This window comes from Pseudomonas sp. IT-P100, from assembly GCF_949767185.1.
GTDB classification, from domain to species: Bacteria; Pseudomonadota; Gammaproteobacteria; order Pseudomonadales; family Pseudomonadaceae; genus Aquipseudomonas; species Aquipseudomonas fluorescens_B.
Genome location: NZ_CATKQK010000011.1, coordinates 773760 through 797557, shown reverse-complemented (window position 1 = coordinate 797557; position 23798 = coordinate 773760). Strand labels below are relative to the sequence as shown.

The following is a 23798-nucleotide window of genomic DNA, read 5'->3' as shown; positions in this document are numbered from 1 at the left end:
CACTGCACCACCTGGAGGTTTCATCATGTTCAAACTGACGCCCCTCACCGCCGCCATCCTGGTCATTGTCAGTGCCCAGGCGATGGCCGACGACAGTGTTTCCACCCAGGACCAGGTCGGCACCGCCAACGTCGCCGATGTGAAACAGACCCTGGCCCCCTTCAGCACCGCCACCCAGCAGCAACTCGGCCAGGGTAACGACGCGGCCGCCGTGCAGGACTCGGCCACCAGTACCATCGACCAGAACCAGGTCGGTGAGTACAACGCCGGTTACGCCGAGCAGTTGTTCGAAAACAACAGCACCATCAACCAGCAACAGACCGGCAGCTTCAACACCAGCCATGCCAGCCAGTCGATTGGTGTGGGTGGCGGTGAAGTGCTGCAGCAACAGCAAGGCACCGGCAACTTCTCGTTCGTCTATCAGGACAGCCAGGAAGGTACGACAGGTCAAACCTTCCAGTTCGGTGACAGCAACGAAGCCAACATCGAACAGATCCAGCTCGGCATCGCCAACACTGCGGTGATCATGCAGTACGGCACCACCAACTACGCCACCGCCGAACAGATCAACCACATGGGCGGTCAGATCAACCTCAACCAGACCGGCACCAGCAACTACGCCTACGGCGACCAGCGCAACGGCGACGGCGGCAACCTGACCATCAACCAGCTCGGCGAAGGCAACGGCGCTGAAGTCTGGCAGGACGGACAAGTCGGCAGCGAAACCACCGTCGACCAGATCGGCCTGACCAACGAAACCGTGGTCGACCAGAGCTTCGGCGAAAACAACACCGCCCAGGTCTTTCAGGTCGGCGACCTCAACGCGATCTATGCCGATCAGTTCGAATCCACCGGCTCGACCATCGCGCTGTACCAGACAGGCACGGGCAACACGCACTTCACCTACCAGACCGGCGAAGGTCATTCACTCACCGCCACCTCGGTAGGCAACGACAACAAGGTCTACGCCAGCAACTGGAAAGGCCCGCAAAAAGGTGGCCAGTTCGGCAGCAATCAGCGCGCAACCATCAACCAGACCGGCAACGCCAACATCGCCAACTTCACCCAGGACGGCGTCGGCCACATCATGACCACCAACCAGACCGGCACCGGGAACAAAACCACGGTCAGCCAGGCCGACAGTTACAACGAGCTGTACTTCGACCAGAACGGCAGCGACAACATCCTCATCGCCGATCAACGCGGCACCACCAACCTCGCCTCGGGCACCAGCACCGGCACGGCCAACCGCACCGAATTCGACCAGTCCGGCACCGGCAACCAGGCCTACACCACCCAGTGGGGCAGCGATAACCAGATCACGCTGAAACAGGCTGATACGATGAACGTGGCGTATGTGACCCAGGGCGGCACCGGGAACATTTCCAATGTTGATCAGAGCGGTGTGGCGCAGATGGCGACTGTTCAGCAGTTGGGGACGGATAACCGGGCGACGGTGTTGCAGCAGTAATTGTGGAGGTATAAAAAACCGCGGCCCTGGGTGAGGGTCGCGGTTTTTTTTGTCTGGGGTTTGCAAGGTTGAACGGTCCCTGTAGGAGCTTGGCTTGCCAGCGAAGGCGGCCTGACAGCCGACCGTTTTTTTCAGGTGTACATATCCGTTTTTGCGGTAACGGCGGCTATTGGTTTCGCCCTTACGGCGACTCACTTGGGAAAGCGCCAAGTAACCAAGCGCTTTTGCCCCTTTCGTTCGGTGCCTCGCCTAGGCTCAGCATGCCCTCCTTCCGGTCCTGCTCCGTGGGCCCGCCGCCATCGGCCATCCATGGTCGGGGGCGGCTACTGCCACAGCAACGCAAGGCGGCCTACCGGCAGGCCTTGCTCTTTGATAGTACGCATTTCCCTGTGGGAGCTAGCCTAGCGATGGACGTCAACGATAACGCGTGCTGTCTGAATGAACGCGGTGTCCGGGCGTCCATCGCTAGCAGGCTAGCTCCCGCAGGGATTGTGGTGGATCTGTGAAATCAGTCGAACGGGTACACCTGAAAGAGCCTGGTCGGCCCGAAGGCCGCCTCGGTTCACTCTTCTTCAGGCAGCTTGTTCTGGGTCAGGTATCGATCAAGCGTCTCACTACTCTGCGGCGAATTATCCCCCGCCACCTGCCACAAATGCCGCTCGATCCCCTGAGCCAACAGATGCCCCACCGCCGCCTCGATCGCCGACAACACACACAACTGCGCCGGTTCGTTGGTGGTGTACCCGACCTCAGCTTCGAGCAACTTCTTGAACTCGATAAACTTGAACACCCCGGCACTACGGCCCACGGAGTAGATGGTCTTGCTGGTCATCACATTGGCCAACACCTGCCCGCTGCGCACATCCACCGCCCGCAGGTTCACCGTGACCTGATCCACCCGATACTCCCGGGAAATATCGATCCCCAGGTAACGCGCCCCTTCCCCGCCGCTTTTCACATTGGTGTCGTAGGCAATGATCCCGCCTTCGAGCATCATGTTCGCCGCTTGCAGCGGCGGCAGTTCACCCTGGATATTCACCGGTGTGTTCGGTTTTTTCTGCGAGGCGCGGATGATCTTGCGCTCGGTCAGCAGGTTCTGCAGCCCCTCACGCTCCAGCACCACAAACCAGCCGCTGGCCTGCAACGCATCCATCAGCATGCTTGCCGCGCCCTGGGTGACGCTGGTGGAAAACGAACTGGCCGGCGTCGGTTTGTACTGACCGGTCTGGTCGCGAAAACCGTACACCACCGCCATCAACCGGCCCTTGGGTCGCGGCATGTTGATCAAGTCGTAATAGGTCGAAGCCCTCGGGGTCAGCGTCGGGGTTTCGGTGTCCTGCTCCGCCCCGACGGGGTCGCGCAGACTGCACCCTTGTAACGCCGCCAACATCAGCCCTAGCACCATTATTTTTTTCATGTCCTTCACTCCCCATCAACCCGAATCCCGTCAAGGGGCCAGGCCGCTTACCTGAATTTCGGAGACTTCACCGGTCGCTCGGTCGGTCACGACGATGGTCAATTGTCCGGAGTCGTCGACCACGTTGACGATAAAAGCGTCGGTGGTCAGGCTCCCGGTGTTGCCCGCGGAGATGTTGTCCAGCAACTGACCGAGCAGCCGTGATTGCAACTGACTGGTGAACCGCTCCAGCGCCGACGTCCCGGCCGCAGCGGTGCGTTTTTTCAAATCAGGATCGTCGTAATCGTTCTGGGCCTGGGCGTTGTTGAGTAGCCAGGTCCCGTTCAACGGGTTGCCGCCAAACGATGGATTGATGGGCGTGTAGACCAGCTCGGTGGCCTGGACCAGGCCGCAACTGCCGAGCCCGATCAACCAGATACCTGCCCTTGAAAACAGGGGGCGCTGCGAGAAGATTGTTGTTTTCATAATTCGTCCCTCTCAAGGTCCGTTGTGTCCTGCAACATGGCTTCCAGCTTGCGCTGGACGATCTGCCCGCGAACCCAGTCGGCGGCGGCATAGGCCTCGTCCTTGAGTTCCACGGTATTGGGCGGCAGAAAACGCCGATAAACCAAACGCTGCTGATACTCCACGGTGACCAGGGCGCCCCAGCGCGCCGAAGGTCGTTCGCGCACCACCAGGTTGAAATCCATCGGGCTGGTGGCGCGCAGGCGTTCACTGAATGAGTAGTAGAAGTCGTGGCCGATGTGCGAGATCGTGTCATCGACGATGAACCCCATCATTTCGTCCTCCTCGCCAGCCGGGGCGGCAGCGGACGTCAGCATCAGGATCATGGCCACGCAGAATCTGTTCATGGCTGCAGCGCCTGAGGCAATTTCGACTGGCCCTTGGCAGGTCCCGATGTGCCATCGAGGAAGGCCTTCTCGGCCACGAACTGCCAATCCTTGTAACTGGCCATGCCGGTGAAGTCCGACCACTGCGTGGGAAAATCCGCCTGCTTCAGCGGCTTGTCCGTGGAGGCGCTGTTGAGGCCGGTGATGCGCCCGTCGAAACCGCGCATCAGGACCCATTCGCCACCGCCAATCGGGTCCGGATACAGCTGCCGGAGATGGTGTTTGGGGCTGGGAAAACGCTCGTCCTGCAACAGGTCTTCCAGCGCTTTGGGGTATTGGGCCAGGCCTGGAGAACTGCGGTAGTAGCTGCGCAATGCCTGGGCGTATTGCGTACCGACCCAGAGCAACTGGCGCTCACGATCACGGCGCGAAGCGGTCGACCACAACTCACCGGCACTGGCCAGGCCCATACCCATCAGCATGATCAGGAACAGCACGCCCAGGTAGGTGAAGCCGCCCTCGCTGGTCCGCCGCTTCTCACTTAAGCGTGACAGCGGATTTGTGGCGAGGGAGCTGGCTCCCGCCGGGCTGCGCAGCGGCCCTAAAAGTGGGACTGCTGCACAGCCCGGCGGGAGCAAGCTCCCTCGCCACAGATTTTTACCACTCGGAAAAAAGGCTGCCATCACGCGCCCTCCCTGTGGCACCGCTTTTGATATCGGCGACCCCGCCCGGAACGCCTTCCGGCGGCGCGACCATGACCCAGAGGTCCTTGCGCTCGGCTATCGGGTCCATCGGCGGGTTGCGCAGGTAACGTTGTTCCACCAGTTGTTCGATAGAGTCGGGATAACGCCCGGTGTCGCCGTAGTAGTGATCCAGCGCTTCACGCATCGCCGACAGGCTCTGGCGCAGCGTGGTCTCTTTCGAGGCTTCGAGGCTGTTGAAATAGCGTGGCATGGCGATGGTCATCAAGGTCGCGATGATTGCCATGACCACCATCAGTTCCAGCAGGGTAAAACCCTTTTCCCGACGCATATGCTCACCACTCCCGGTACGCGATGCCGTTGAGACCCTTGCCGCGCGCTTTCGAATAAATGTCGAAGACGTCTTCGCCTTCTCGCGGGTTTTGAGCCGTGCTGTCATAGGCGCGCAGGCCCCAGCCGCCTTCGTCGTCGCGCTTGACCGGGGCCAGCGGGTCATGGGGTACGCGACGCAAGAAATAGAACTTGGCTCCCTTGGCGCTGCGCACGTCGCGCACGCCGTCCACCAGCACTTTGAGGTTCGGCGGATAGCCGCTGCTGTTCAGCGACTTCTCGATGTAACCGGCATCGAATGCACGCTTGTAGGCGTCGATGGCATCGCGGATCTGGTACAGCGCCGTGCGCAATTCCTGCTCTTTGCCCCGGCGCACCACGGTCTCGGTCAACGGTGCGGCCATACCGGCCAGCAAGCCGATCAGGGCCAGCGTCACCACGACTTCGATCAAGGTAAAACCACGTTGCGAGGCGCTCATGATCAAGGCTTCCCGACGCTGACTTGCACATTGGTGGCAGCCACCGGCCGATCGATGGACTCCGGCTGGTTCGATGATTCCATCCGGCGATCCGGTGCCTGAATGTGCATGCTGGTTTCGGTGCCGGTCGGGAACTCCATGTCCGACGGGCTCTGGTACGGCAGGTTGCGCACGATGCGAGGCGTGATCGACAACACCAGTTCCGATTTGCTGACGTTGTCCTTGTTGCTGCCGAACAACCGACCCAGGCCCGGGATGTCGCCAAGACCCGGAATCTTGTTGCCAGTGGCGCCATGGTCATTGCGCATCAGGCCGGCGAGGATCTGGGTTTCGCCGTCATGCAGACGCAGGGTGGTCTGGGCGTTGCGGGTATCGACCTGAACCGGGATCGTGCCCTGCCGGGTCGGTTCCAGCGGCGTTGCGTTACTGACTTCCAGGGCGATCTTGATCGCCACTTCGTTGTTCAGGTGCACGGTCGGTTGCACTTCCAGCTTCAGACCGACGTCCAGGTAAGTGACGCTTTCGGTGATCACCGGGCCTTGGGTCGACGGCACCGACGTGGCACTGATGATCGGCACACGCTGACCGATGTGGATACGCGCCTGCTCGCGGTTGCTGACACGAATCACCGGGCTGGCCAGGGTGTTGATGTCGTTGTCCTGGGCGTTGATCTTGAGCTGGGGCGATGGATTGATGGTGATCCGGCTCGAGTCGATACCTTTCAATTGGTTGAGCAGCGACACCGGCGAACCGTCGCTGTTGACCACGCCAAAGGTGTTCGGCCATTGCAGGCCGAGGTCGAGAATCCGCTGGGTGGCAACTTCCATCACCTCCACTTCCAGCACCACCTCAGGGTTGGACTGGTCTTGCGATTGCAGGAGCTTTTCCGCCATGCGGATGGCGTCTTCGGTGTCGCGCATGGTCAGGGTGTTGAGGCGCTCGTCGACAAACACATCGCGGGTCTTGAGCATGGTCTTGATCATGTTCAGTGCGGTGTTGGCATCGATGCTGGTCAGGTAGAACGTGCGCATCACCAGCTCCTGGTAATCCTTGAGCTTTTGCGGCGAGTCCGGGTAGATCAGCAAGGTGTTTTCGTTCACCACTTTCTGGTGCAGCTGGTTCTGTTGCAGCAGCAGTTCCACGGCGTCTTCGATGCGCACGTCACGCACGAAGATCGTGGCTTTCATGTCCGGGCGCAGGTCTTTGTCGAAGATGAAATTCAGGCCGGCGACCTGGGACAGCACTTCGAAAATGGTCTTCAGATTGGCGTCGCGAAACTCCAGGGTCACGGGCCGTTCCAGGCGTGTGCGCAGCTGTGGATACGGAATCACGTTGCGGCTCTGGACCAGGCGAATGTTGCTTTGCAGTTCAAGTGCGCCGTCGTTTTTAGGGTCCAGTTCGAGAATCTGTTTGACCTGGCGGTCGGCCCCGTAGATGTCGCCGCGACGCAGGTCGCCACGGGCCAGCTCGAGTTTTTCATCCAGGCTGCGCATGTAATCGAGTTGGCGCATGGCGTCCTGGGCACGACGGTTGTTCGGCTCGATGGTCAACACCCGGCTGTAGTTGACGCGTGCGGCGGAAAAGTCCCGATGCGCACGATCCGTATCGGCCTCGGTCAACAGCGCGGTAATTGCCTTGGCGTGGGCGGTATTCAGGGCCAGATGCAGTTCAGTATCACGAGGATTTTCCCGCAGCCCTTCTTCGATACGCGCCAGGCCGGCTTCGTATTGTCCTTGCTCGATCAGCTCGGACGCTTCCTTGTTGGCGATCCGCGCGGAACTGCACGCGGCCAGCCCTGCGCAGAGGCAGGCAAGGCTCATCAGCAAACGGCATCTGTTCATGGCGCGCTCCCCACAGACAAGGTCTGGGACACATGCAAAGGCAGGTAGATGAAGCTCAGTTCCACATCGGAAATGCCCTCGATCCGCCAGGTTTCGTCGATTACATCCCCTTTGCGCACGACGTATATTTTTTCGCCGTTCTGCAAAAACACTTGCAGGTCAGAACGGTCATCCAGCCTCCCGACAAACTGGAAAGGCATCGGCGGTACGCTGGGGACCTGCACCACCGGGGTCACGTTGATGGGTTGTTCGATGACGCTGGCGAGGGTCGGCGCCGCCTTCCAGCTGCGGGCGGCGAACAAGTCGCCGGCCGGGCTCAAGTCCTTCACCACTGCCGGCTTGGCAGTGGCCGGCGCGGCAGGCAGCGCACCCCGGGTTTTGTTTTTGCTCGCGGTCGGCAAGGTGGCAACGGCCGCATCGCCCTCGTCGACCGGCATCAAGTAATCCGGCAACCAGGCCAGCGCCGCCGCAACACCGAAGAACCCCATCCAGCCCACTACGCGCTTGATATTCATCATGACCTCGACAGGTAAAGGGTCATGCGGATCCGCCCGGTCAGGTCGGTGTCGGCGATTTTCTTGCGCTGGAACTCCACGTCCTCCACCACCACCGCCGGCAACTGGCCGAGCAAGGCATGCAGGAAGCGCCGCAGTTGCGGGTAGCTGCCGCGCACCGGCAGCAGAATCTGATAGCGGGCCAGATGGGTTTTAGGGTCGATGCCCAAGGCATATTCACCGCGCGCCAGGGTGATGTGTTCCTGGGCCGCCAGCGCGTAGATCTTGTCGATGGCGACGGTAGCCTGAGGTTGCGAAGGCAGCTTGCTGCGGAAGTCGTCGAGCTGACGTTGCGGCACCACCGGGGCGGCGACGCTACCGTCTTCCACCCTGGCCAGGTACTCGCCGGCGTCGCGGGTCTGCTGGCTGAGCTGTTGCAGCGACTGCCAGTCCGGCACCAGACCCGCCAGACCATAGACCAACGCCAGCGCCAGCATTGCCAGCCCCGCCAGACCGGGAATGCCCAGGCCTTGCAGGTATTCGTGGACGATCAATCTAGGGATTCGCATCGCCAATCTCCCAGGTAGCCGACAAGTTGAATTGCACCGGATGCTCCGGCACGTTGGCCACGATTTCGTGGCTGAGCAGCGACACATCGGACAGCTCGTCGCTGGCTTCGAGGTTGCGGTGGAAGTCGAGCATGGCGTCGAGGTCTTTCGCCTCGGCGCTGATCCTGAGCTGACCCTTGCGGGCATCGGGTGTCAGGGTCAGCAAGGCGATGTTGTCGCGAGGCATGGCTTCGAGCAGGGCAAACAGACTCTCCCAAGGCCGACGCAGTTGCTGCGAGACCTTGCGCATCTCGGCGAGGTTTTGCGCCTGCTCGCGGGTTTCTGCCGGCGTCAGGCTGACCTTGGTGCCGTTGTCGCCGGTGAGGACGCGCTGGGCGGTTTGCAGATGGCCCTGTTGTTGCGCGGTTTCGTCACTGAGGTGCTGCTGAACGAGGATGCAACCCAGCACCAGCACCATGCCCACGGCCAACAGGCTCCAGCCCAGGGGGCCCGAGCGGCGGCGCGGCTGAAAGTCGAGGTTCAGGGCGCGCATCTCAGGCCACCGCCCGGGACATGACGTACAGGCAATCGCGTACGGGTGTCCGGCCTTCTTCAAGGGTACGCAAATGTACCTCGGGTACATCGGGCTGCACGTCGATGCGCGCAGGGGCATGCAGGTAGACGTTCAGCGGCCGCTCGCTGGTGGAAGCCTGCAACTGGCTTTCGCGGCCGATCAGCGCGGTCAGTGCGGCGTCGCTGTCGCTGCTGCCCACCGAACGCACCGAGGCCCAGCGGCCTTCCCGGGCCAGCAGCAACACGCTGCGCACCGGTTCGGCGACCACGAACAGGAAGTCGCCGGCATCGAAGCTTCTATCGAAGTGATTGAACGCCGCCATCAGGTACGGCTGCACCGAACGCAAGCGCAGGCCACGGGCGCTGACCAGTGTGCGCAGGCGCGTGAGCAAGTCTTGCGGCAGCGCGCTGGCGATCCGGTCATACCCCGCCGGTTCTGCCGAAAGCACCAGGCTCCAGGGCTGAGCCGGTGCACCGTAAAGGTCTTCAAGGCACAGCTGGGCAAAGCCGCGTAATTCGTCGGGGCTGCTGATCTGTTCGCTCCAGGGCACCAGGCAGAAGCGGCTGAAGTGCCCGGAAATCACCACGCTCAACTCGGCACCGGAACGGGTGTGGTCGGCCAGCAAGTGGTCAAGGGTATCCAGCGCCACGGCCCAGGCATGGAAGCCTTCGTCGATAAAACCGACGCTGCCCAGCCACAGGGTTTCCCTGCCACGGCGCTGGCCGAGGCCGACACCACTGGCGCCGAGCACGGCGACAAAACGATCACGAGACAAAAGTGACACGATTGATCTCCTCGAGCGTGGTCCGCCCATCTGCAACCAGTTCCAGCGCCGACTCGCGCAGCAGGCGCAAGCCACGTTTGCACGCATGGGCCTTGATTTTCGAAATCGGTTGGCGCTCGACGATCATCTGCCGTAGCTCGTCGTCCAGGTGCAGCAGCTCGGCAATCGCCGTGCGCCCGCGGTAGCCGGTGCCCCGGCAATGGCCGCAACCCTTGCCGTGAACGAAGCGGTACTGATCGACGTTATGCGGATCGAGCCCCGAGGCGCGCAGTTCGTCGTCGGTCGGGTGACTCGGCGCGCTGCACGTGGTGCAGACCAGGCGGATCAAACGCTGGGCCAGCACGGCATTGAGCGCGGAGACGAGGCTGTAAGGGTCGATTTCCATCTGGGTGAACCGGCCGATCACGTCGAACACGTTGTTGGCGTGGATGGTGGTGAACACCAGGTGCCCGGTGAGCGCCGATTGCACGGCGATCTGGGCGGTGTCGGGGTCGCGGATTTCACCGACCATGATCTTGTCCGGATCGTGGCGCAGGATCGAGCGCAGCCCCCGGGCGAAGGTCAGGCCTTTCTTCTCGTTGACCGGAATTTGCAACACGCCCGGCAATTGATATTCCACCGGGTCTTCAATGGTGATGATCTTGTCCACGCCGTGGTTGATCTCGGTGATCATCGCGTAGAGCGTGGTGGTTTTGCCGCTGCCGGTGGGACCGGTCACCAGCACCATGCCGTAGGGTTCGGCGGCCAGCCGGCGCAGTTGGCGCAGGGTCTCGTCTTCAAAGCCCAGCGCTTGCAACTGCACGCCGCAGACCTTGTCCGCCAGGTCTTGCTTGTCGAGCACCCGCAGCACCGCGTCTTCACCGAAGATGCTCGGCATGATCGACACCCGGAAGTCGATCTGCCGACCACTGATGCCGATCTTGAAGCGACCGTCCTGGGGCACGCGTTTCTCGCCGATGTCCAGTTCGGCCATGACCTTGACCCGGGAAATCACTTGTTCGGCAAACTCGCTGCCCTGGATCTTGCTGATGTTGTTGAGCACGCCGTCGATGCGGTACTTGATCACCAGACCGCTGCCGGTGGTGCCCAGATGAATGTCGCTGGCATGCATTTTCAGCGCGTCGTACAGGGTCGAGTTGACCAGTTTGACGACGACGCTGGCGTCTTCGCTGATGCTGGTCAGGGACAGGCTTTGCAGGGTATCGATTTCGATGTTGGCTTCAGCCTGAGCGTTGAGCGACTCCACCGCATGGAAGCTTTCTTCGTGGCGCGCCAGATAGGCCTTCAGGTCGTCGGCATGCACCAGGTACAGCGGCGCGCCGTGCAGGCAGTCATCGATCCAGGCCAGGCGCGAAGTATCGAAAGGGTCGGCAAACACGCCAATGACCGCCTCGTCGTGACGCAGCAGGATGAATTCGCGCTTGAGGCATTGGGCCAGGGTGACCCGGTCGAACACCGGGGTGGCCTTGAACAGGCTGTCGGTGTCGAGCACCGGGTAATGCAAGGTGGCGCCGAGACACTGGATGAAGGGCATGGGAGCCAGTTCGCACAGCGTCCCGAGGGCTTCGAGCATCCGCTCGCCGGAACTGGCGGCCAGTGATCGTGCCTGGGAGAGTTGCTCACTGGAAAAGCGAGACGGTACACATTCCAACTGCGCCGGTTCGACGGCAAGGGATAGACGGTCCATGACTTGCTCTCCAACGCCGGGGGCTTTGAGCCCTGTCGACGCGGCGAGCAATTACGGCGGTTACCGGAACGGCTTGTCGCGCCACTACTCCCCGGTGAGCAATTGTTCGTCGTCCGGTGCCATGGAGGTCGATGAACTTCGTCGACGATCCGCCAGCACCCAACTGCCGTCGTACAACTGCAGCGGGAAACTCTCGGTCCTGCTCTGGCGTCGTTCGACAAAACCTTCGGATGTGCTCACGCCGGCTTTGGGTTCGCGCTCCATTCCCAGAAGGTCACAGACTGCACGGGCCAGTTCCGCCAATGGAAACGGCTTGAACAGGATATGGCTGACTCCCAGTTGCCGGGCCCGCTCACAGACTTCAGCGGTTGGGTGCCCGGTAATCAGCACAAAATGACAGTTCCTGTTCTGGCGGACGGCATCGAGCACCTCAAAGCCTTCCATATCGGGCAAGCGGTAATCGAACACCATCACATCGGGTGCAAACTGTTCGGCTTCGCCGATTCCCGTCGCACCGTCATGTGCAATCCGGACGTCCAGCGCTTGCGCCTGAAGGTAATCCTTGAGGTTTTGTGCAAGCAGCTGTTCGTCTTCGACAACCAGTACTTTGTTCAACAAGGTGGACTCCTTGAACCGCAGGTCCGATTTCCGAACCTGGCAGAGTGCGCGCCTTACTGAGGCTAACGCACACTTCATGCCAGGCTGAGTGGCGGTTGTATTACCGCTGCATGTAGTTGATTTCCATGGAAAAGCCTTTTCGCTCAGACACCCCGTCCCCCAAAGGCGGGGAAGCGTACGAATGTGCGTTGAAGCTTTTCCCCATTATTGGGGGGGAACCTTCAATCATCGTCAATCCGTTCGATTCGATGGCGCGATCTAAGCTGTGCCAGAACCTCAAGACGAACACGGGCCTGTTGCTGCCGGACAAGGTAGGCCCGAACCCAGTCAAGTCCCTGTTGCTCTGAGACATCGGCCCCCTCCAAGTGGTTCTGCACACTAATCAAGTGCCAGCCCAGCGGTGTGCGAACAGGCTCGCTGACCCCGCCGGGCGCCAGGGCAAAAGCTGCCGCTTCGAACTCAGGCAGCATACGCCCACGAGGAAAATAGCCCAGGTTTCCGCCTTGGCTTGCGGAAGCATCCTCGGACCCGGTCCGTGCCACGTCGGCAAAGTCGGCGCCCTGGCTGATTTTCACTTGCATCTCCACTAAGCGTAGCCGCGCCGCTTCGACTGTGGTGGTATCGGCGCCCTGAGGGACTTTGATCAGGATGTGCCGCGCCTGCACTTCTTCGGGCCGAGTCATTTCGGCACGGTGTTCTTCGTAAAACGCGCGGACCTGCTTTTCGTCCGGCCCGCTCACTTGGGTCAGCTCGGCAAACACCTGCTGCGCCGCGAGCTCACGGCGGGTGTATTCGGCAAAACCGGCTTCGTCGAAACCGGCGTCTTCCAGGCGACGAGCAAATTTTTCGGCACCGCCGATGGCTTGCCGGGTCTGTTCAACCTGGCGTTGCACCGTGGCGTCGCTGATCACCACCCCGCGCTTGAGCGCTTCCTGCCACAGCACCTCACGGTCGATCAACGCGTCCAGCGCCTTCTGGCGCAATTGCTTGTAAGCCTTGGGATTGCGAATGCTGCCCAGCGCCCGGCCCTGATCCTCCAGATACTCGGCGAAATAACGCTCGAGGCGGAACTCGGAAATTTCCTCGCCATTGACCCGCGCGGCAGCCGGGCCATTGCTGGCGAATGCCACGGGCACCCACATCGATATCAGGATCAGCAGAGTCTTGAGCTTCATGATCGAGGCCTCCGGTCAGGGTGTCGCGGCAATCGGTTTGTAAGGGGCAACCAGGTAGAAGCGCTGGTCGGGCAGGTCCACGGTGACGATATGCGCGCCGCTCAACCCCAGGCGTCGGCCCGGGCCGAAGCTGATCAGCGGGGTCAGCCCGGTATCGAAGTCATGCAGGCCTTCCAGCGCATTGATCAGCTTTTCGCGGCTGGCGTCACGCCCGGCCTGTTTCATGCCTTCGCTGAACAACAGCATCGAGCTGAACGCGCCGACTTGCAGCACCGCATGCTGGCCGCCGAGCCCCTGCTGCTCACGCACCTGGGTCAGGGCCAGGCGCCCGGCCAGCGTCCAGTCACTGGGCACGAACGGATAGGACAGGAACACCCGGCGGGAAAAACCGCTGGGCACCTGCAACAGGTCGCCGGCCACCTGATTCGACGTGGCAAACAGGTAAGGCACCTGCCCTGCTGTCTGCAAGCGTTCGGCAAGGCGGCTGAAACCACCGCCGCTGCCCAGGTAAAACACCGAGCGCGAGCCCAGCGGCAGTTCGTCTTGCATCGGCTCGTAGGCTTGCAGACTGACGTTTTGCCAGGCGCGATCTTGCAGATACCGGCTGAGGTTCTGCGCCGCCAGTCGCTGGCCGGGCTCATCCGGATAGGCGATGAGCGTCGGTCCCTGAAGCACACGCAAGCTGCCGGTGGCGTAATCGGCCAGGGCGATCAGTTGTTCACGCAAGCCCGGCAGTGGTTCGAAAATTTGCCGACTGCTCTGGGCCGTGCCTTGCAGGGAAAGCGGGCCGATCAGCGGAATGCCGGCCCGTTCCAGGCGCGTGACCAATTGCGTGTCGAGTGCCGGCACCAGTGGCGCGATCAGGGCGAACACTTGTTCCTGCTCGATCAGCCAGTCCAGCGCCTGCTCGGCACTGGCACGGTCCGGGCCCGGATCGAGGATGGTCAGGCGCAACTGCCGGCCATGAATCCCGCCGGCCTGGTTGATTCGCGCCACGCTGCCGTTGAGCACCGCCGCCACCGTCGCACCCTCCTCGGCCAACGCTCCCTGGCTGGGCAACAGCGTGCCCAGATGCAGGCTGTCCGGCGTCAGGCCAGGATCGCGCTCATCGGCCAGGCGTTTGAGGTAGGCCGTAAGGTTGCGCTGATCATTCATCGACAGCACGAACCGTGGCATCGCCGGGTCGAGACGATTGTTGCCGGGATCGCGCCCTTCCTGGATCGCCCGCGCCAACGTGCCTTCGGTGTACGCCGGATAATTGCGCCCATTGATCTGCTGCTGGCCGTAGGTGCTGGTCAGCCGCGACCAGCTCAGGTCAGGCGGTCGCACCCCGCCTTCGGGACGGCCGAGGCCATCGGTGCCGTGACAATTGGCGCACGGCAGGCTGGTGGCCGGCAGCATCATGCCCGCCGCCCCGACCCGCGCCATGATCGGCTCACCGCTGTTGGACACGCCCTCGCGATACAGCCGCTTCCCGGCACTTTCGTTGGGGTTCAAGGGCAACGCGCCGGCAGCGAAATGCACGCCACCGATCAGCAGCAAGCCAAGGATAAGGGCTGTTTTCATGGCGCAGGCTCAGCGGCCGGCCACAGGCATTGTCAGCAACTGCAAGCGCTGGGCAATGGCGGCGGCCGGGGCATCGGGACGGATTTTGCTCCAGCGCTTGTTGGCCACGTCACCCACGATCAGTTGGGTGGAATGTTGCTCGGGGGTCGGCACGATCTGACCGATGCGTCCGAGCACCAGGTCCATTTGCGCCTTGTCACCGGTGAGAAAAAGCCAGTGGGGCCCATCGACGCCCTGTTTCAAGGTGTAAGCCTTGAGTACCGCCGGGGTGTCCCGCAGCGGATCACTGGTAAGGGAGATAAAGGTGATGCCGTCCGCCTTGTCGCCCAGCAACTCACGCACTTCCTTGAGCTTGCGGGTGATCAGCGGGCAGGCATCATCGCAACGGGTGAAAATCACGTTCAGCAGCACGACGCGGTTTTGCAAGGCATCGCTGTAGAAACGCAGGGTTTCGCCGTTCTGGTCCTGCAACGGTGTGTCGGTGAACCAGGTTTTCGCATCCCGCGTACCGCTTGCAGGTTGTGCGGCAGCCACCGCAGGCGCAGGTTCTTCGTGGCCTTCGTGGGCGAACGCCATCGCGCTGAAAATCCAGAAGCACACCATCAGGGTGACCCAGTCGAGGGTTCTCATGGCTGATGCTCCATGGCGATGGCGGTGTGCTTGGCGTGCGCGTTGCGCTGGCCGCTGAGTTTTTCCACTTCACGGGTCAGCACGACCGGGTCGGTGAAGCCGTAATAGCGCGTCCAGTGGCGGCTATTGCCGTCGCCGACGAGGATCAGCGGTTGATGGTTTTTGAAGTCACCGCTGAAGTTGCCGAGGCCCTTGAGGGTGGCGTTGATCGATTGCGAACTGCCGGTCAGCCAGCTCCAGCCCGGACCGTTCTGGAAGGCGCGGGCGTAGTCGTTCAGACGCTTGGCGTCATCGCGCTGCGGGTCGATGCTGATCGACACCAGTTGCACCTCGGCGCCCACCCGCGCACCCAGCTGTTTCTGCACTTTGCCCATGATCGACGACACCACCGGGCACACCGTGGTGCAGCTGGTGTAGATGAAACTCATGACCACGATTTTGTTGTCCACCAGGTCTTTTTCCAGACGCACCGGCTGACCGTTCTGGTCCACCAGCGCCACGTCGGCGAATTTGACCTGGGCACTTTCCGAGCTGGCGTCTTTGGCCGGCATGTCGTGACCGGCGTGTTCATCCGCCGAGTGTGCCAGGGCTTGCCCGATACCGGCGGCCAACAGGCAGAACGTCAGCAGTCCACGGTGTGCGAATCGGTTCATGTCGATTTCCTCTTCAGTGGGCATCGCCGGGCAGGACCCGAACGCTGGCAAAAGTCTTGTTGTCGAAACTCGCGCCCAGGGATGCGGCGCGCACATGCAGGTACCAGGCGCCCTGCTGGTCGAGGTTCACTGGCGCTTCATAGACCCCGTTGCCGATCTCAAGGGCGGCGACTGCCCGGGCGCGCGAAGTCGGGGCGCGGAAGTAGCGCACCTGAACATCCTTCAGGCCACTGCGCTGTGCCTTCTGCTGGCCTTGAACGATGCGGAAGCGCACGGTGTAAGGACGGTCGAGGACAGCGGTGGACGTGTCGAGCATGAATTCGACTGTCGGTGCGCCGGGGAGCTTGGCAAGGCGTGTATCCGGCTCAACCAGTGCGGTGAAGCAGTGGATGATGTTTGGCTGATTCAGCAGAAACGCCACATCGAACCGGCCTGCGTCTGGCAGCCTGATACGCGCGCTGTACAGCCCCGGCTCGACTTCGCGCAGGCTGCGGTCGATGACCAGGGCCGCCCGCGCCACCTGCCCGCGATTGGGGTAACCGGACATCGGCGCGTTCATGCCTTCGGCGTAGAAATAAGTGGTGTTGTCCACCGGATTGACCACGAACACTGCGTTGTCATCACGCGACACCGCGAGACTCGAAGCCAGGGGCAAATCGCCGGCCAGTCGTGGCGCCTGCGGCCCGGCTTCGAAGCCTTGGCTGATCGGCACGCGGCCCTCGCCCAGCGACGACAGGTTGATCATGGTGACTTTGGCCGAGGCCAGGCCGCGCACGTAGGCGTAGGCCTTGGTGAACACCACCTGGTAGGGTTCGGCGGATACGTCCAGCTCATGGATCAGCGCGTCGGTGGCGGCGTCGATCACGGCAGCCTGGTTCTCCAGCGTGTTGAGCACGATGCCGAAACGACCGTCTGCGCTGAAACCCATCGGGCCCAGGCCCTGCCTGGTTTTGATCACCCGGCGCACATCAAGGCTGGCGCCATCGACCACGGTGACGGTGCCGTCCTTGCCGTCAGCGACATACACGGCCTGGGACAGCGGCGAATAGACCACCGACAGCGGGTTGGAGCCGGTTTGAAGTTTTTTGCTGATGGTCAGGCTGGCGATGTCGATGATGCTCAGCGTTCCGTCGTCACGGTTGCTGACGAAGGCGAAACGGCTGTCCGTGCTGAAGGCAATTTCGTGGTGCCCGCTACCAGTGGCCAGGTGCTTCAGGGCCTTCAGGCTCTGGGGGTCGATCACCGTGACCCCGGACTCCTCAGCCTTCGATGCGTTATTGCCGACCCACAGCAGGCGCTCGTCCGGTTGCAATGCCACGCGCACCGGGTGGCTGCCGGCGGTGACCGAGTCGATCAACTTGAATTGCTCGCTGTCGATCACCGCCACTTCGCCGGCAGTGGGCATGGAGATGAACACACGTTTGTTGTCTCGGGTGGTGACCCAATCCATTGGCGGTTGCTTGAGATCGATGCGCGCCATGGTGCTGGTGATGCCACCCACCGAAACCGAAGGATCGACCACCGAAACGCTGGCGTCGCGGTTCATCACCAAAAGGAAATAACTGTTGAGGTCGAGCAGCGGCCGCGCGCCGATGCTGGATTTGAGGAAGACCCCGACCCGGGATTTGCAGCTCTGCTCCCGGCCCTGGGCCTGATCGGCGGCGACGGTTTCCGGGTCCAGCCAGGCACCGGGATTGACGCCCGACAGCGGTTGACCCGACGCACTGTCACTGACCCGGAAGCGTACGTCGGCAAATTCGCCTTCGCGCAACACGCCGTCCTCGGCCAATGGCCGTACTTCCAGCGCGACCGACACGCCATCGCGCTGCAGCGTCTGGCCACTCCAGGTGTCCGGCAGCGCCACTTCGGTGAGCAGGGTCTGCGGTGTCGTGCGCCAGACGCCGAGCCAGACCAGCGCTATTGCGACAATCAACACACCGCTGGCGACCTTGATGGTTCTATTCATAACGCATCTCCCCTCAGTTACGCGTCACACCGGTCCTGTGGCGAGGGAGCCTGCTCCCTTGCCACACTATGTCTCGCAACTACGGCGTCGGTGCCGGTTCGGGTTCGTTGGTCACTCGCAGCAATCCCCACAACCCGGCGGTGTTGCCGTAGGCGGCGTAATCGCGGAACAGGTAATCGCCCGGTATCGCGTTGCTGCCCCCGGCGCTCGGGTGCATGAAGCTGAAGTGCGCCGCTGGCAGGATGCTTTCGTGGGCGCCGATGTACATCGACATCGGGTTGTAGCCGAACCGCACCGAACCCACGCCCGGCGAACTCATCGGGTAACCCCCGGTGTCGCTCTTCTCCGACTGGAACGGGTTGACCGACCAGACGTGCCCGTCGAGCTGGAAGGTCGTGCCGCGGCTGCCACCGGTAGGCATCAGGATGTGCGTGCGGAACGGTTGCCCCGGTTTCACATACAGCACCGGTGTCTGCGGATCGCCCCCCACCAGCGCATTGCTGTAGGCCATGTGGGCGTTGGGCACGTCACCATAACCATGGCCGTCGGCGTGACCGAACGGCGCATCCGGTGGCAGGCCGAAGCGGAACCACATTGGCTCGGTCTTGTAGTTGATGGCCATGCTGGAATTGTCCTGCGGATCGGTCGGAACCCCGGCCTCCGAGGCAATGCCTTCCACCGGACGCCCATTGGCCCAGCGCATATTCAATGCCTTCTGCCAGACCATCGCAAAGTCGCGGTAGGTAGTCTGTGCGGGCGCAGTGACGGTCGCGTTCACCTTGCGCGCATCCTCAACCCAGGTGGCGCCGACCGGCAGGACGCTCATTGCACCTCCCAGGCCTTTTTGCGGCTGCTTGATCACATCTGCCGGAGTGAAATTCAACCCGCCAAATTCCACTGCCGTAGCGTTGATGTTGTCGACACTGCGACCCAGCTGCGTGATCGGCTTGCCTTCACGTTCCAGGTGCCCGGCGTAGTACTGATAGGTACGCGTCGGGTACGCACCAACGGTGCCGACGCGTGGTGGCACGGTCTGGATCGGGTTGGTGCCGACGTTGGTGCCGTCGGACTTGGTGATGTCGTACGCCAACAGCTGCGCGTGCAGACCGACATGGCTGGACGGCCGCATCAGGTTGTTGCTGAAGGTGGTAGAGCCTTCGCCATTGTTGCGGTCTCGCTTGACCATGCCCATCACCGACGCCGTCTGGGTCAGGTCTGGCATGACCAGGGGCAGACGGTTTTCCAGGGTGATGTTGATGCAGTCCCCTGCCGTCGCGCGCAGCACCAGCGGTTCGACAGGCACACCGGGGTTGAGCTTTCCGGTGATCGGGTCAAGGTCGCCCTTGCGCACATAGAGGATTGCCGTCGGGTCATGCAACGGCCCGTTTTGCCCGCCGATGGTGAAGGTCGTTCCGTCTTCGGGGTCGTTCACTGTCACCTGAGGAATGCTCACTGGGCGTGAGTTGAACACCAGGGTGCCGCCTGCCGGGTTCAACGCCCCACCGACGTGTTGAGCGAGCCCGGCCGGATCGCCGATGGTCAGGCCCAGCGGGTTGCCGAGAATATCGTTCGCCAGTGCCGCGACCACTTCATACTTGCGTTGCACAGTTGGCCGTGTACCGATGCCGTTGGGGTTGGCGCTGTACCGTGGGCAGGAACCTTCGAACGCCACTGTGTTGCGCATCCCGGCCGGTTTCGGGTTGTTCGGCAGCGCGAACAGATCGCTGCGCTGGGCCGTGTAGTTGCGCATCACGCCCCAGATCCCGCTCCAATAGCCTTCCAGAGAAGCGTCCATCGAGTACAGGTAATCACCTGTGGTCGCCGCCGAACTGGAGAGCATCGAGACGGGCGCGATGAAGCCCATCTGCTCGGAGATCCCGATCATCTGCGACGAGCGCCAGCCGGAGTTGGAGCTGTTGCCAAATCCCGAGCCGCTTTGCAGCCACTTCACGCCGTGCAGGGTCACGTTGTGCTCTTCTTCGTGGCCACCGGCATGCACCCGCAGCCGCACGTTGTCACCGGTGTAGGTGCGCAGCATTGGGGTAAACGGATCGCCCGGTTCGGCGCCGCCACGGTTGATGTGCGGCGGGAACTGAGTGGTGCCGCCGGTCGGGCCGGTGGCAGCGGTAATCAGGTCCGGTGCCAGGTTCATCGCCGGGATCGCACGGTCGGTGCGGCTTTGCATGGCATACGCCAGGTCGCCACCGAGGCCGTCCGCCTGCATGCCGCGCTTGCCGTCCGGGCCGACCTTGTTCGGGTCATACACTCGCAGGGCCAGTGGTTCGTTGCGGTAATTGACCACAAACATGCCCGGGTCATCGACCGAGATGGCTTGTGGGCAAGGCCGGCTTGGACAGCCTGGCATCAAGCCCCCACGGGCTTCGACCACCTGCTCAAGCAGCGTCTCGGCTTCCTTGCGCACCGGCGGGTTGATCGCGTAGCGGAAACTGTCCGCGGTGGCCGGGAACGCTTGCGGGTTCGGCACGCCATTCGGGCCGGCGCCGACGTACACACCGGCTTCATAGGCGTGCTGGAAGTCGCTGTATTCGAGGAAGAACTCGCGGAAACTGTCGTTCTTGCCATCGCCGTCCAGGTCGCCGGTGGACACCACCGCTTGCCACGACGTCGGCCCGCCATCCTGCCGCGCGCCGCTGTACAACGGCTCGCCGGTTTCGGCGTGGAACCAGGTGGAACCGGCCGGTTCAGCCAGCACGGTGGCGTACAGTCCAATCTGTTGGTGAGTCGATGGGCCGAGGTGGTCGTGGGTGAAGATGGTCCCCAGCCCACGGTCGACCCCTTTGGCGTTCACCACCGGATCGACAAACCAGCGCTGCATCGCCGTGCGCGCACCGACCCAGTCAGCCCGGCCGAACTGACCGAAGTATGGGTGGTTTTTAGCCTTCGGACAGGCAGGTGTGCCCTCACGCGGGTCGCTGCCCGTGCATTGGTTGAACTCGCGAATGGCGTGGATACGCTCCTGCACAGCACCGGGGGAAAGCACGCCGTCTTCGTAGTTCCAGCCGTTGGCCGAGCCGTCGGCGGCCGTCAGGTCCCACTTCGGCAGGTGAATGTGCTGGCCGATCACGTCGGTCGGCGTGCGCACCTGATAGTCATCCATCTCATAGATGGCCGGCACCAGGTTGGTTTGCTGGTACTGGACGCAGTCGAAGGTGTTCATGCGCATCACCAGCGGTTCTGGCGGACGCTGCTTGGTGATCACCGGCCAGGCGTCTTCCCACAGCGCCAGGATGCGCGCCTGCGGGAAGTGGTAGCCGACCTTGTTGTAGACCGCGTCGAACTGGATGTTTGCCGCTTTGTAGACGCGTGGGCGGTCGGCGGTGAAGGTCGAGGCACCGGTGTAGGACATGCCGTCGATTCGCTCGCCGCTATTGAACTCGCCAGTGCCGGCGCTGCTGGTCAGGCGTTTTTGCCGGTCGTCCATGCACGGTTCGTAGTAAGGCGCACCCGCCATCGGCAAGGCGCCGTTGGTGCGGAAGTTGCGCGCAACGATTTGGTTGCCGGGCAGTAGGGCAAAGCTCGGGTGGTCTTTTTTGGCGTGGAAGGCCATGGCAGCCTGTTCGACTTCGGTGCCCTCTTCCGGCATGTAAATCGGTTTGGCGCGGGTCACCTCCTTGGAGAAATCCAGGGATGTGGTCACGGTGTGCGCCACGCCACCGGCAGAGAACCCGTCGAGGGAGTGACGCCCCAGACCGCCATCCCAACCACCGGACTGAGCCGGGTCGAGATTCGCCCACAAGGCATTGCCACTGGTCTTCAAGGCCTGCGCCTTGGTGGCGTCGAGCATGTCCAGCGGTGGGGTCGGCGGACGTTGGCCGACCGAACTTTCCATGCCACCGATCCAGAATGGATAACCCGGGTTTTTCAGGCTGCCGTCGGCATTGCGGTTGGCCTCGCTGCGATCCACCAGTGCCAGGGAACCGATGGCTTGCGGGCCACCGTTGCCGCCATGGTGTTCACCGTCGTCTTCATCATCGTCGTCATTGCCGGCGACGAGGGTCTCGCCGATTTTAGGCACCACCGCGACTTTGCCCGGCATCGGCGCCATGGCTTTGCCCGGCAACGGCACGACCGCTGGAATCGGTGTCCCGGCAACGATCTCGCCATCGGGCAAAGCCCGGGCACCAGCGGCCGGTTTGCCGCTGCGCAGTGCGTAAGGTTCGCTGTGAAAACCGTCGGCGCCTTGCTGGGAAACTTCCAGTTTGGTGCCCTCTTCAAACACGTCGTGCACTCGCCACATGCTCCACATGCCCTGGGCGAAGTGCGGGTAGAAGTGGCAGTGATAGATCGCATCGCCCGCAACACGGTTGCGGTTGCCCGAACCGCCGTTGGCGATTTCATAGGTGTAGCCGGCCCCCGGACCGATGCCTTGGGCATCCACATAGTCGGAGTTGTCATCGTTGGGGTTGAACAGCCACTGATGACCGTGCAGGTGGAAGATGTGCTGCTCGTGACCGTTGTGGGTGTTGCGGAATTTGACGAAGTCGCCGATGTAGCTGTGGTTGACGTTGGACGGCTCGGACGGATACAGCGCCATGGTCGCCTTGACCCCGACCTGATCGGCGCTCGGCACTTGACCGGGGAGAATGCCTTCCAGACCGGCGTTGGCCGGTACGTCCACCAGCATCGCTACGTCGCCGACGGTGTGTGAACTGAGGAAAAATTCTTCATAGGCACAGGACAGGCAGTCGTGCATCGGCCCGACGCCCAGTCGGTTGGCGACCACCTCGGCGCCCATGCCGCCGGAGCCGTAGTTGATCATGAACGAGTCGCGGGTCGGCTCCAGCACGTGAGCCATGACCGGGTCTGCCCAATAGGCGGGGAATGCCTGGGTCGCAGCGGTCTCATCCTGGAACTGCGAAGCGAAATCGCGGAACGGTTCCAGCCGGTTGGGCAGCGCCGGGTTGCGCTTGCCAATGGCTTCCAGCGGATAGGTCGACGGCGGGAAGCTGCCGTCGGCGTTGCTGCCCATCACGATCGCATCGCTTTCGCTGGAGATGATTTCGTTGCCGTTGACCATGCTGATGATCGGCGTGCCGGCCTTGCCTTCACGAATCCACGGTTCGCGCTGCGGGTAGCGAGCCTGGTAATCGACAATGGGTTGACCGGCCGGGGTGCGACCGCTGCTGGCCAGGCGCATTTCCTCTTCGGTCACGGTATTGCGATAGGTGCGGCCGCCCTTGGGCACCACCACCACTTGGCCGAACAGGCCGTTGGCGACGTTGCCCGCATCGCCCTCGCCACCGAACGTTGCACCGCGGCTGCTGGCGGCGAAGGCACCTTCGCGCTCGGCGTACAAGGTGTAGGAGCGGGTTGCACCCGGCGGGATCAAGGTGTTGGCATTGCGTCCGGTAAAGGACGCGATGTCATCGATGCTGTTGACTGCCTGCATCCCGTTGACCTGGAAGCCGACGTGGCGGTCGGTGACCTGCTCATCGACTTTGAAGTTCTCTGCAGCGCCGATGTTCACCTCTCCCTCAATCTCGCCCTCCTCCCCGTTGTCGTGGCTGCCGGGATTGGCCTGGTAGGCAAGCAGGTTCTGCAGATTGATGGTCAGGCAATCACCGGCAGCCACCCGCAGCACCAAAGGGCGCGGACGCTTGTCGGGCCGCAGCGAGACTTTGCCCGGTACGGCCGCACCGCCGTGGGCCAGGGACATGTCATGGTCATCGACCACGTCTCGACGCAGGGCGAACATCATGCCGTTGGCGTTCTGTGCGCCGAGGCGGTTGAACATCAGCGGCTGATCCAGCGCCACGACATTCGCCACCAGATTGCGCTCGCAGCGCAAGGCGGCTTCGGCCATCTCGACGCCCAGCATAGACGCCATCAACAGCAGCATTTTTAACAAGGACGGAGCGTGGTGCATGCCGGTCATGATCGCGGGCCTCGCTGTGGGTGCTCACAGGGAATAATTCTCGACAAATCCCCTTGAGCAATCCGCATGCCATAAATATTGTTGTTGTTTTTCATCAGGTTACATAAACGACTTGATAACTCGGGGGATATTCCCCAC

General features: G+C 62.3%; 20 protein-coding genes. 1 reads left to right on the top strand and 19 read right to left on the bottom strand.

Annotated elements, in window-relative coordinates:
- The first annotated feature begins 25 nt into the window (after positions 1 to 25).
- A complete protein-coding gene (locus ACM6IQ_RS12080) occupies positions 26 to 1471 on the top strand; it encodes a curlin (RefSeq protein ID WP_414878870.1) in 1446 nt (481 codons plus the stop codon).
- A 562-nt stretch (positions 1472 to 2033) separates the two neighbouring features.
- Here the strand turns inward: ACM6IQ_RS12080 and ACM6IQ_RS12075 are convergent.
- The 19 genes from ACM6IQ_RS12075 to mnxG form a co-directional block, all read right to left on the bottom strand.
- Positions 2034 to 2888 carry a CsgG/HfaB family protein gene (locus tag ACM6IQ_RS12075; RefSeq protein ID WP_031318713.1) on the bottom strand — a complete coding sequence of 285 codons (855 nt, stop codon included), beginning with the start codon at positions 2886 to 2888 and terminating at the stop codon, positions 2034 to 2036.
- Positions 2889 to 2918: 30 nt separating this feature from the next.
- A complete protein-coding gene (locus ACM6IQ_RS12070; RefSeq protein WP_017337959.1) occupies positions 2919 to 3353 on the bottom strand; it encodes a curli assembly protein CsgF in 435 nt (144 codons plus the stop codon).
- Positions 3350 to 3739 (bottom strand): curli production assembly/transport protein CsgE, encoded by a 390-nt coding sequence (gene csgE / locus ACM6IQ_RS12065; protein WP_017337958.1) that lies wholly within the window; start codon positions 3737 to 3739, stop codon positions 3350 to 3352. The genes ACM6IQ_RS12070 and csgE overlap by 4 nt, the downstream gene beginning before the upstream one ends.
- Positions 3736 to 4200, bottom strand: a complete 465-nt coding sequence (locus ACM6IQ_RS12060; protein WP_238588341.1) for a type II secretion system protein — start codon at positions 4198 to 4200, stop codon at positions 3736 to 3738. Before ACM6IQ_RS12060 ends, csgE begins: the two co-directional genes overlap by 4 nt.
- Positions 4201 to 4375: 175 nt before the next feature.
- On the bottom strand, positions 4376 to 4750 hold the full coding sequence (locus ACM6IQ_RS12055; protein ID WP_017337956.1) for a type II secretion system protein: 375 nt from the start codon (positions 4748 to 4750) through the stop codon (positions 4376 to 4378).
- Between the two features lie 4 nt (positions 4751 to 4754).
- On the bottom strand, positions 4755 to 5228 hold the full coding sequence (locus ACM6IQ_RS12050) for a type II secretion system protein (protein WP_017337955.1): 474 nt from the start codon (positions 5226 to 5228) through the stop codon (positions 4755 to 4757).
- Positions 5229 to 5230: 2 nt separating this feature from the next.
- Positions 5231 to 7069 carry a secretin N-terminal domain-containing protein gene (locus ACM6IQ_RS12045; protein WP_017337954.1) on the bottom strand — a complete coding sequence of 613 codons (1839 nt, stop codon included), beginning with the start codon at positions 7067 to 7069 and terminating at the stop codon, positions 5231 to 5233.
- Positions 7066 to 7584 (bottom strand): hypothetical protein, encoded by a 519-nt coding sequence (locus ACM6IQ_RS12040; protein ID WP_017337953.1) that lies wholly within the window; start codon positions 7582 to 7584, stop codon positions 7066 to 7068. Before ACM6IQ_RS12040 ends, ACM6IQ_RS12045 begins: the two co-directional genes overlap by 4 nt.
- Positions 7584 to 8132 (bottom strand): GspMb/PilO family protein, encoded by a 549-nt coding sequence (locus ACM6IQ_RS12035; RefSeq protein WP_017337952.1) that lies wholly within the window; start codon positions 8130 to 8132, stop codon positions 7584 to 7586. The genes ACM6IQ_RS12040 and ACM6IQ_RS12035 overlap by 1 nt, the downstream gene beginning before the upstream one ends.
- On the bottom strand, positions 8119 to 8664 hold the full coding sequence (locus tag ACM6IQ_RS12030) for a PilN domain-containing protein (RefSeq protein ID WP_414878869.1): 546 nt from the start codon (positions 8662 to 8664) through the stop codon (positions 8119 to 8121). The genes ACM6IQ_RS12035 and ACM6IQ_RS12030 overlap by 14 nt, the downstream gene beginning before the upstream one ends.
- A 1-nt stretch (position 8665) precedes the next feature.
- On the bottom strand, positions 8666 to 9469 hold the full coding sequence (locus ACM6IQ_RS12025) for a hypothetical protein (protein ID WP_414878868.1): 804 nt from the start codon (positions 9467 to 9469) through the stop codon (positions 8666 to 8668).
- Complete coding sequence (locus tag ACM6IQ_RS12020) at positions 9450 to 11156, bottom strand: GspE/PulE family protein (RefSeq protein WP_414878867.1); 1707 nt, start codon at positions 11154 to 11156, stop codon at positions 9450 to 9452. Before ACM6IQ_RS12020 ends, ACM6IQ_RS12025 begins: the two co-directional genes overlap by 20 nt.
- Positions 11157 to 11240: 84 nt before the next feature.
- Positions 11241 to 11774, bottom strand: coding sequence for a response regulator (locus ACM6IQ_RS12015; protein ID WP_414878866.1), 534 nt, complete (start codon positions 11772 to 11774; stop codon positions 11241 to 11243).
- A gap of 221 nt (positions 11775 to 11995) precedes the next feature.
- Positions 11996 to 12949, bottom strand: coding sequence for a peptidylprolyl isomerase (locus ACM6IQ_RS12010; RefSeq protein WP_414878865.1), 954 nt, complete (start codon positions 12947 to 12949; stop codon positions 11996 to 11998).
- Between the two features lie 15 nt (positions 12950 to 12964).
- Positions 12965 to 14515 (bottom strand): ABC transporter substrate-binding protein, encoded by a 1551-nt coding sequence (locus ACM6IQ_RS12005; RefSeq protein WP_414878864.1) that lies wholly within the window; start codon positions 14513 to 14515, stop codon positions 12965 to 12967.
- A 9-nt stretch (positions 14516 to 14524) separates the two neighbouring features.
- On the bottom strand, positions 14525 to 15145 hold the full coding sequence (locus ACM6IQ_RS12000; RefSeq protein ID WP_414878863.1) for an SCO family protein: 621 nt from the start codon (positions 15143 to 15145) through the stop codon (positions 14525 to 14527).
- Positions 15142 to 15798 (bottom strand): SCO family protein, encoded by a 657-nt coding sequence (locus tag ACM6IQ_RS11995; RefSeq protein WP_017337944.1) that lies wholly within the window; start codon positions 15796 to 15798, stop codon positions 15142 to 15144. Before ACM6IQ_RS11995 ends, ACM6IQ_RS12000 begins: the two co-directional genes overlap by 4 nt.
- Positions 15799 to 15811: 13 nt before the next feature.
- Entirely contained in the window at positions 15812 to 17764 is a 1953-nt protein-coding gene (locus tag ACM6IQ_RS11990) for a YncE family protein (protein WP_414878862.1), read from the bottom strand.
- A gap of 79 nt (positions 17765 to 17843) precedes the next feature.
- A complete protein-coding gene (mnxG, locus tag ACM6IQ_RS11985) occupies positions 17844 to 23660 on the bottom strand; it encodes a manganese-oxidizing multicopper oxidase MnxG (RefSeq protein WP_414878861.1) in 5817 nt (1938 codons plus the stop codon).
- Between the last annotated feature and the right edge of the window lie 138 nt (positions 23661 to 23798).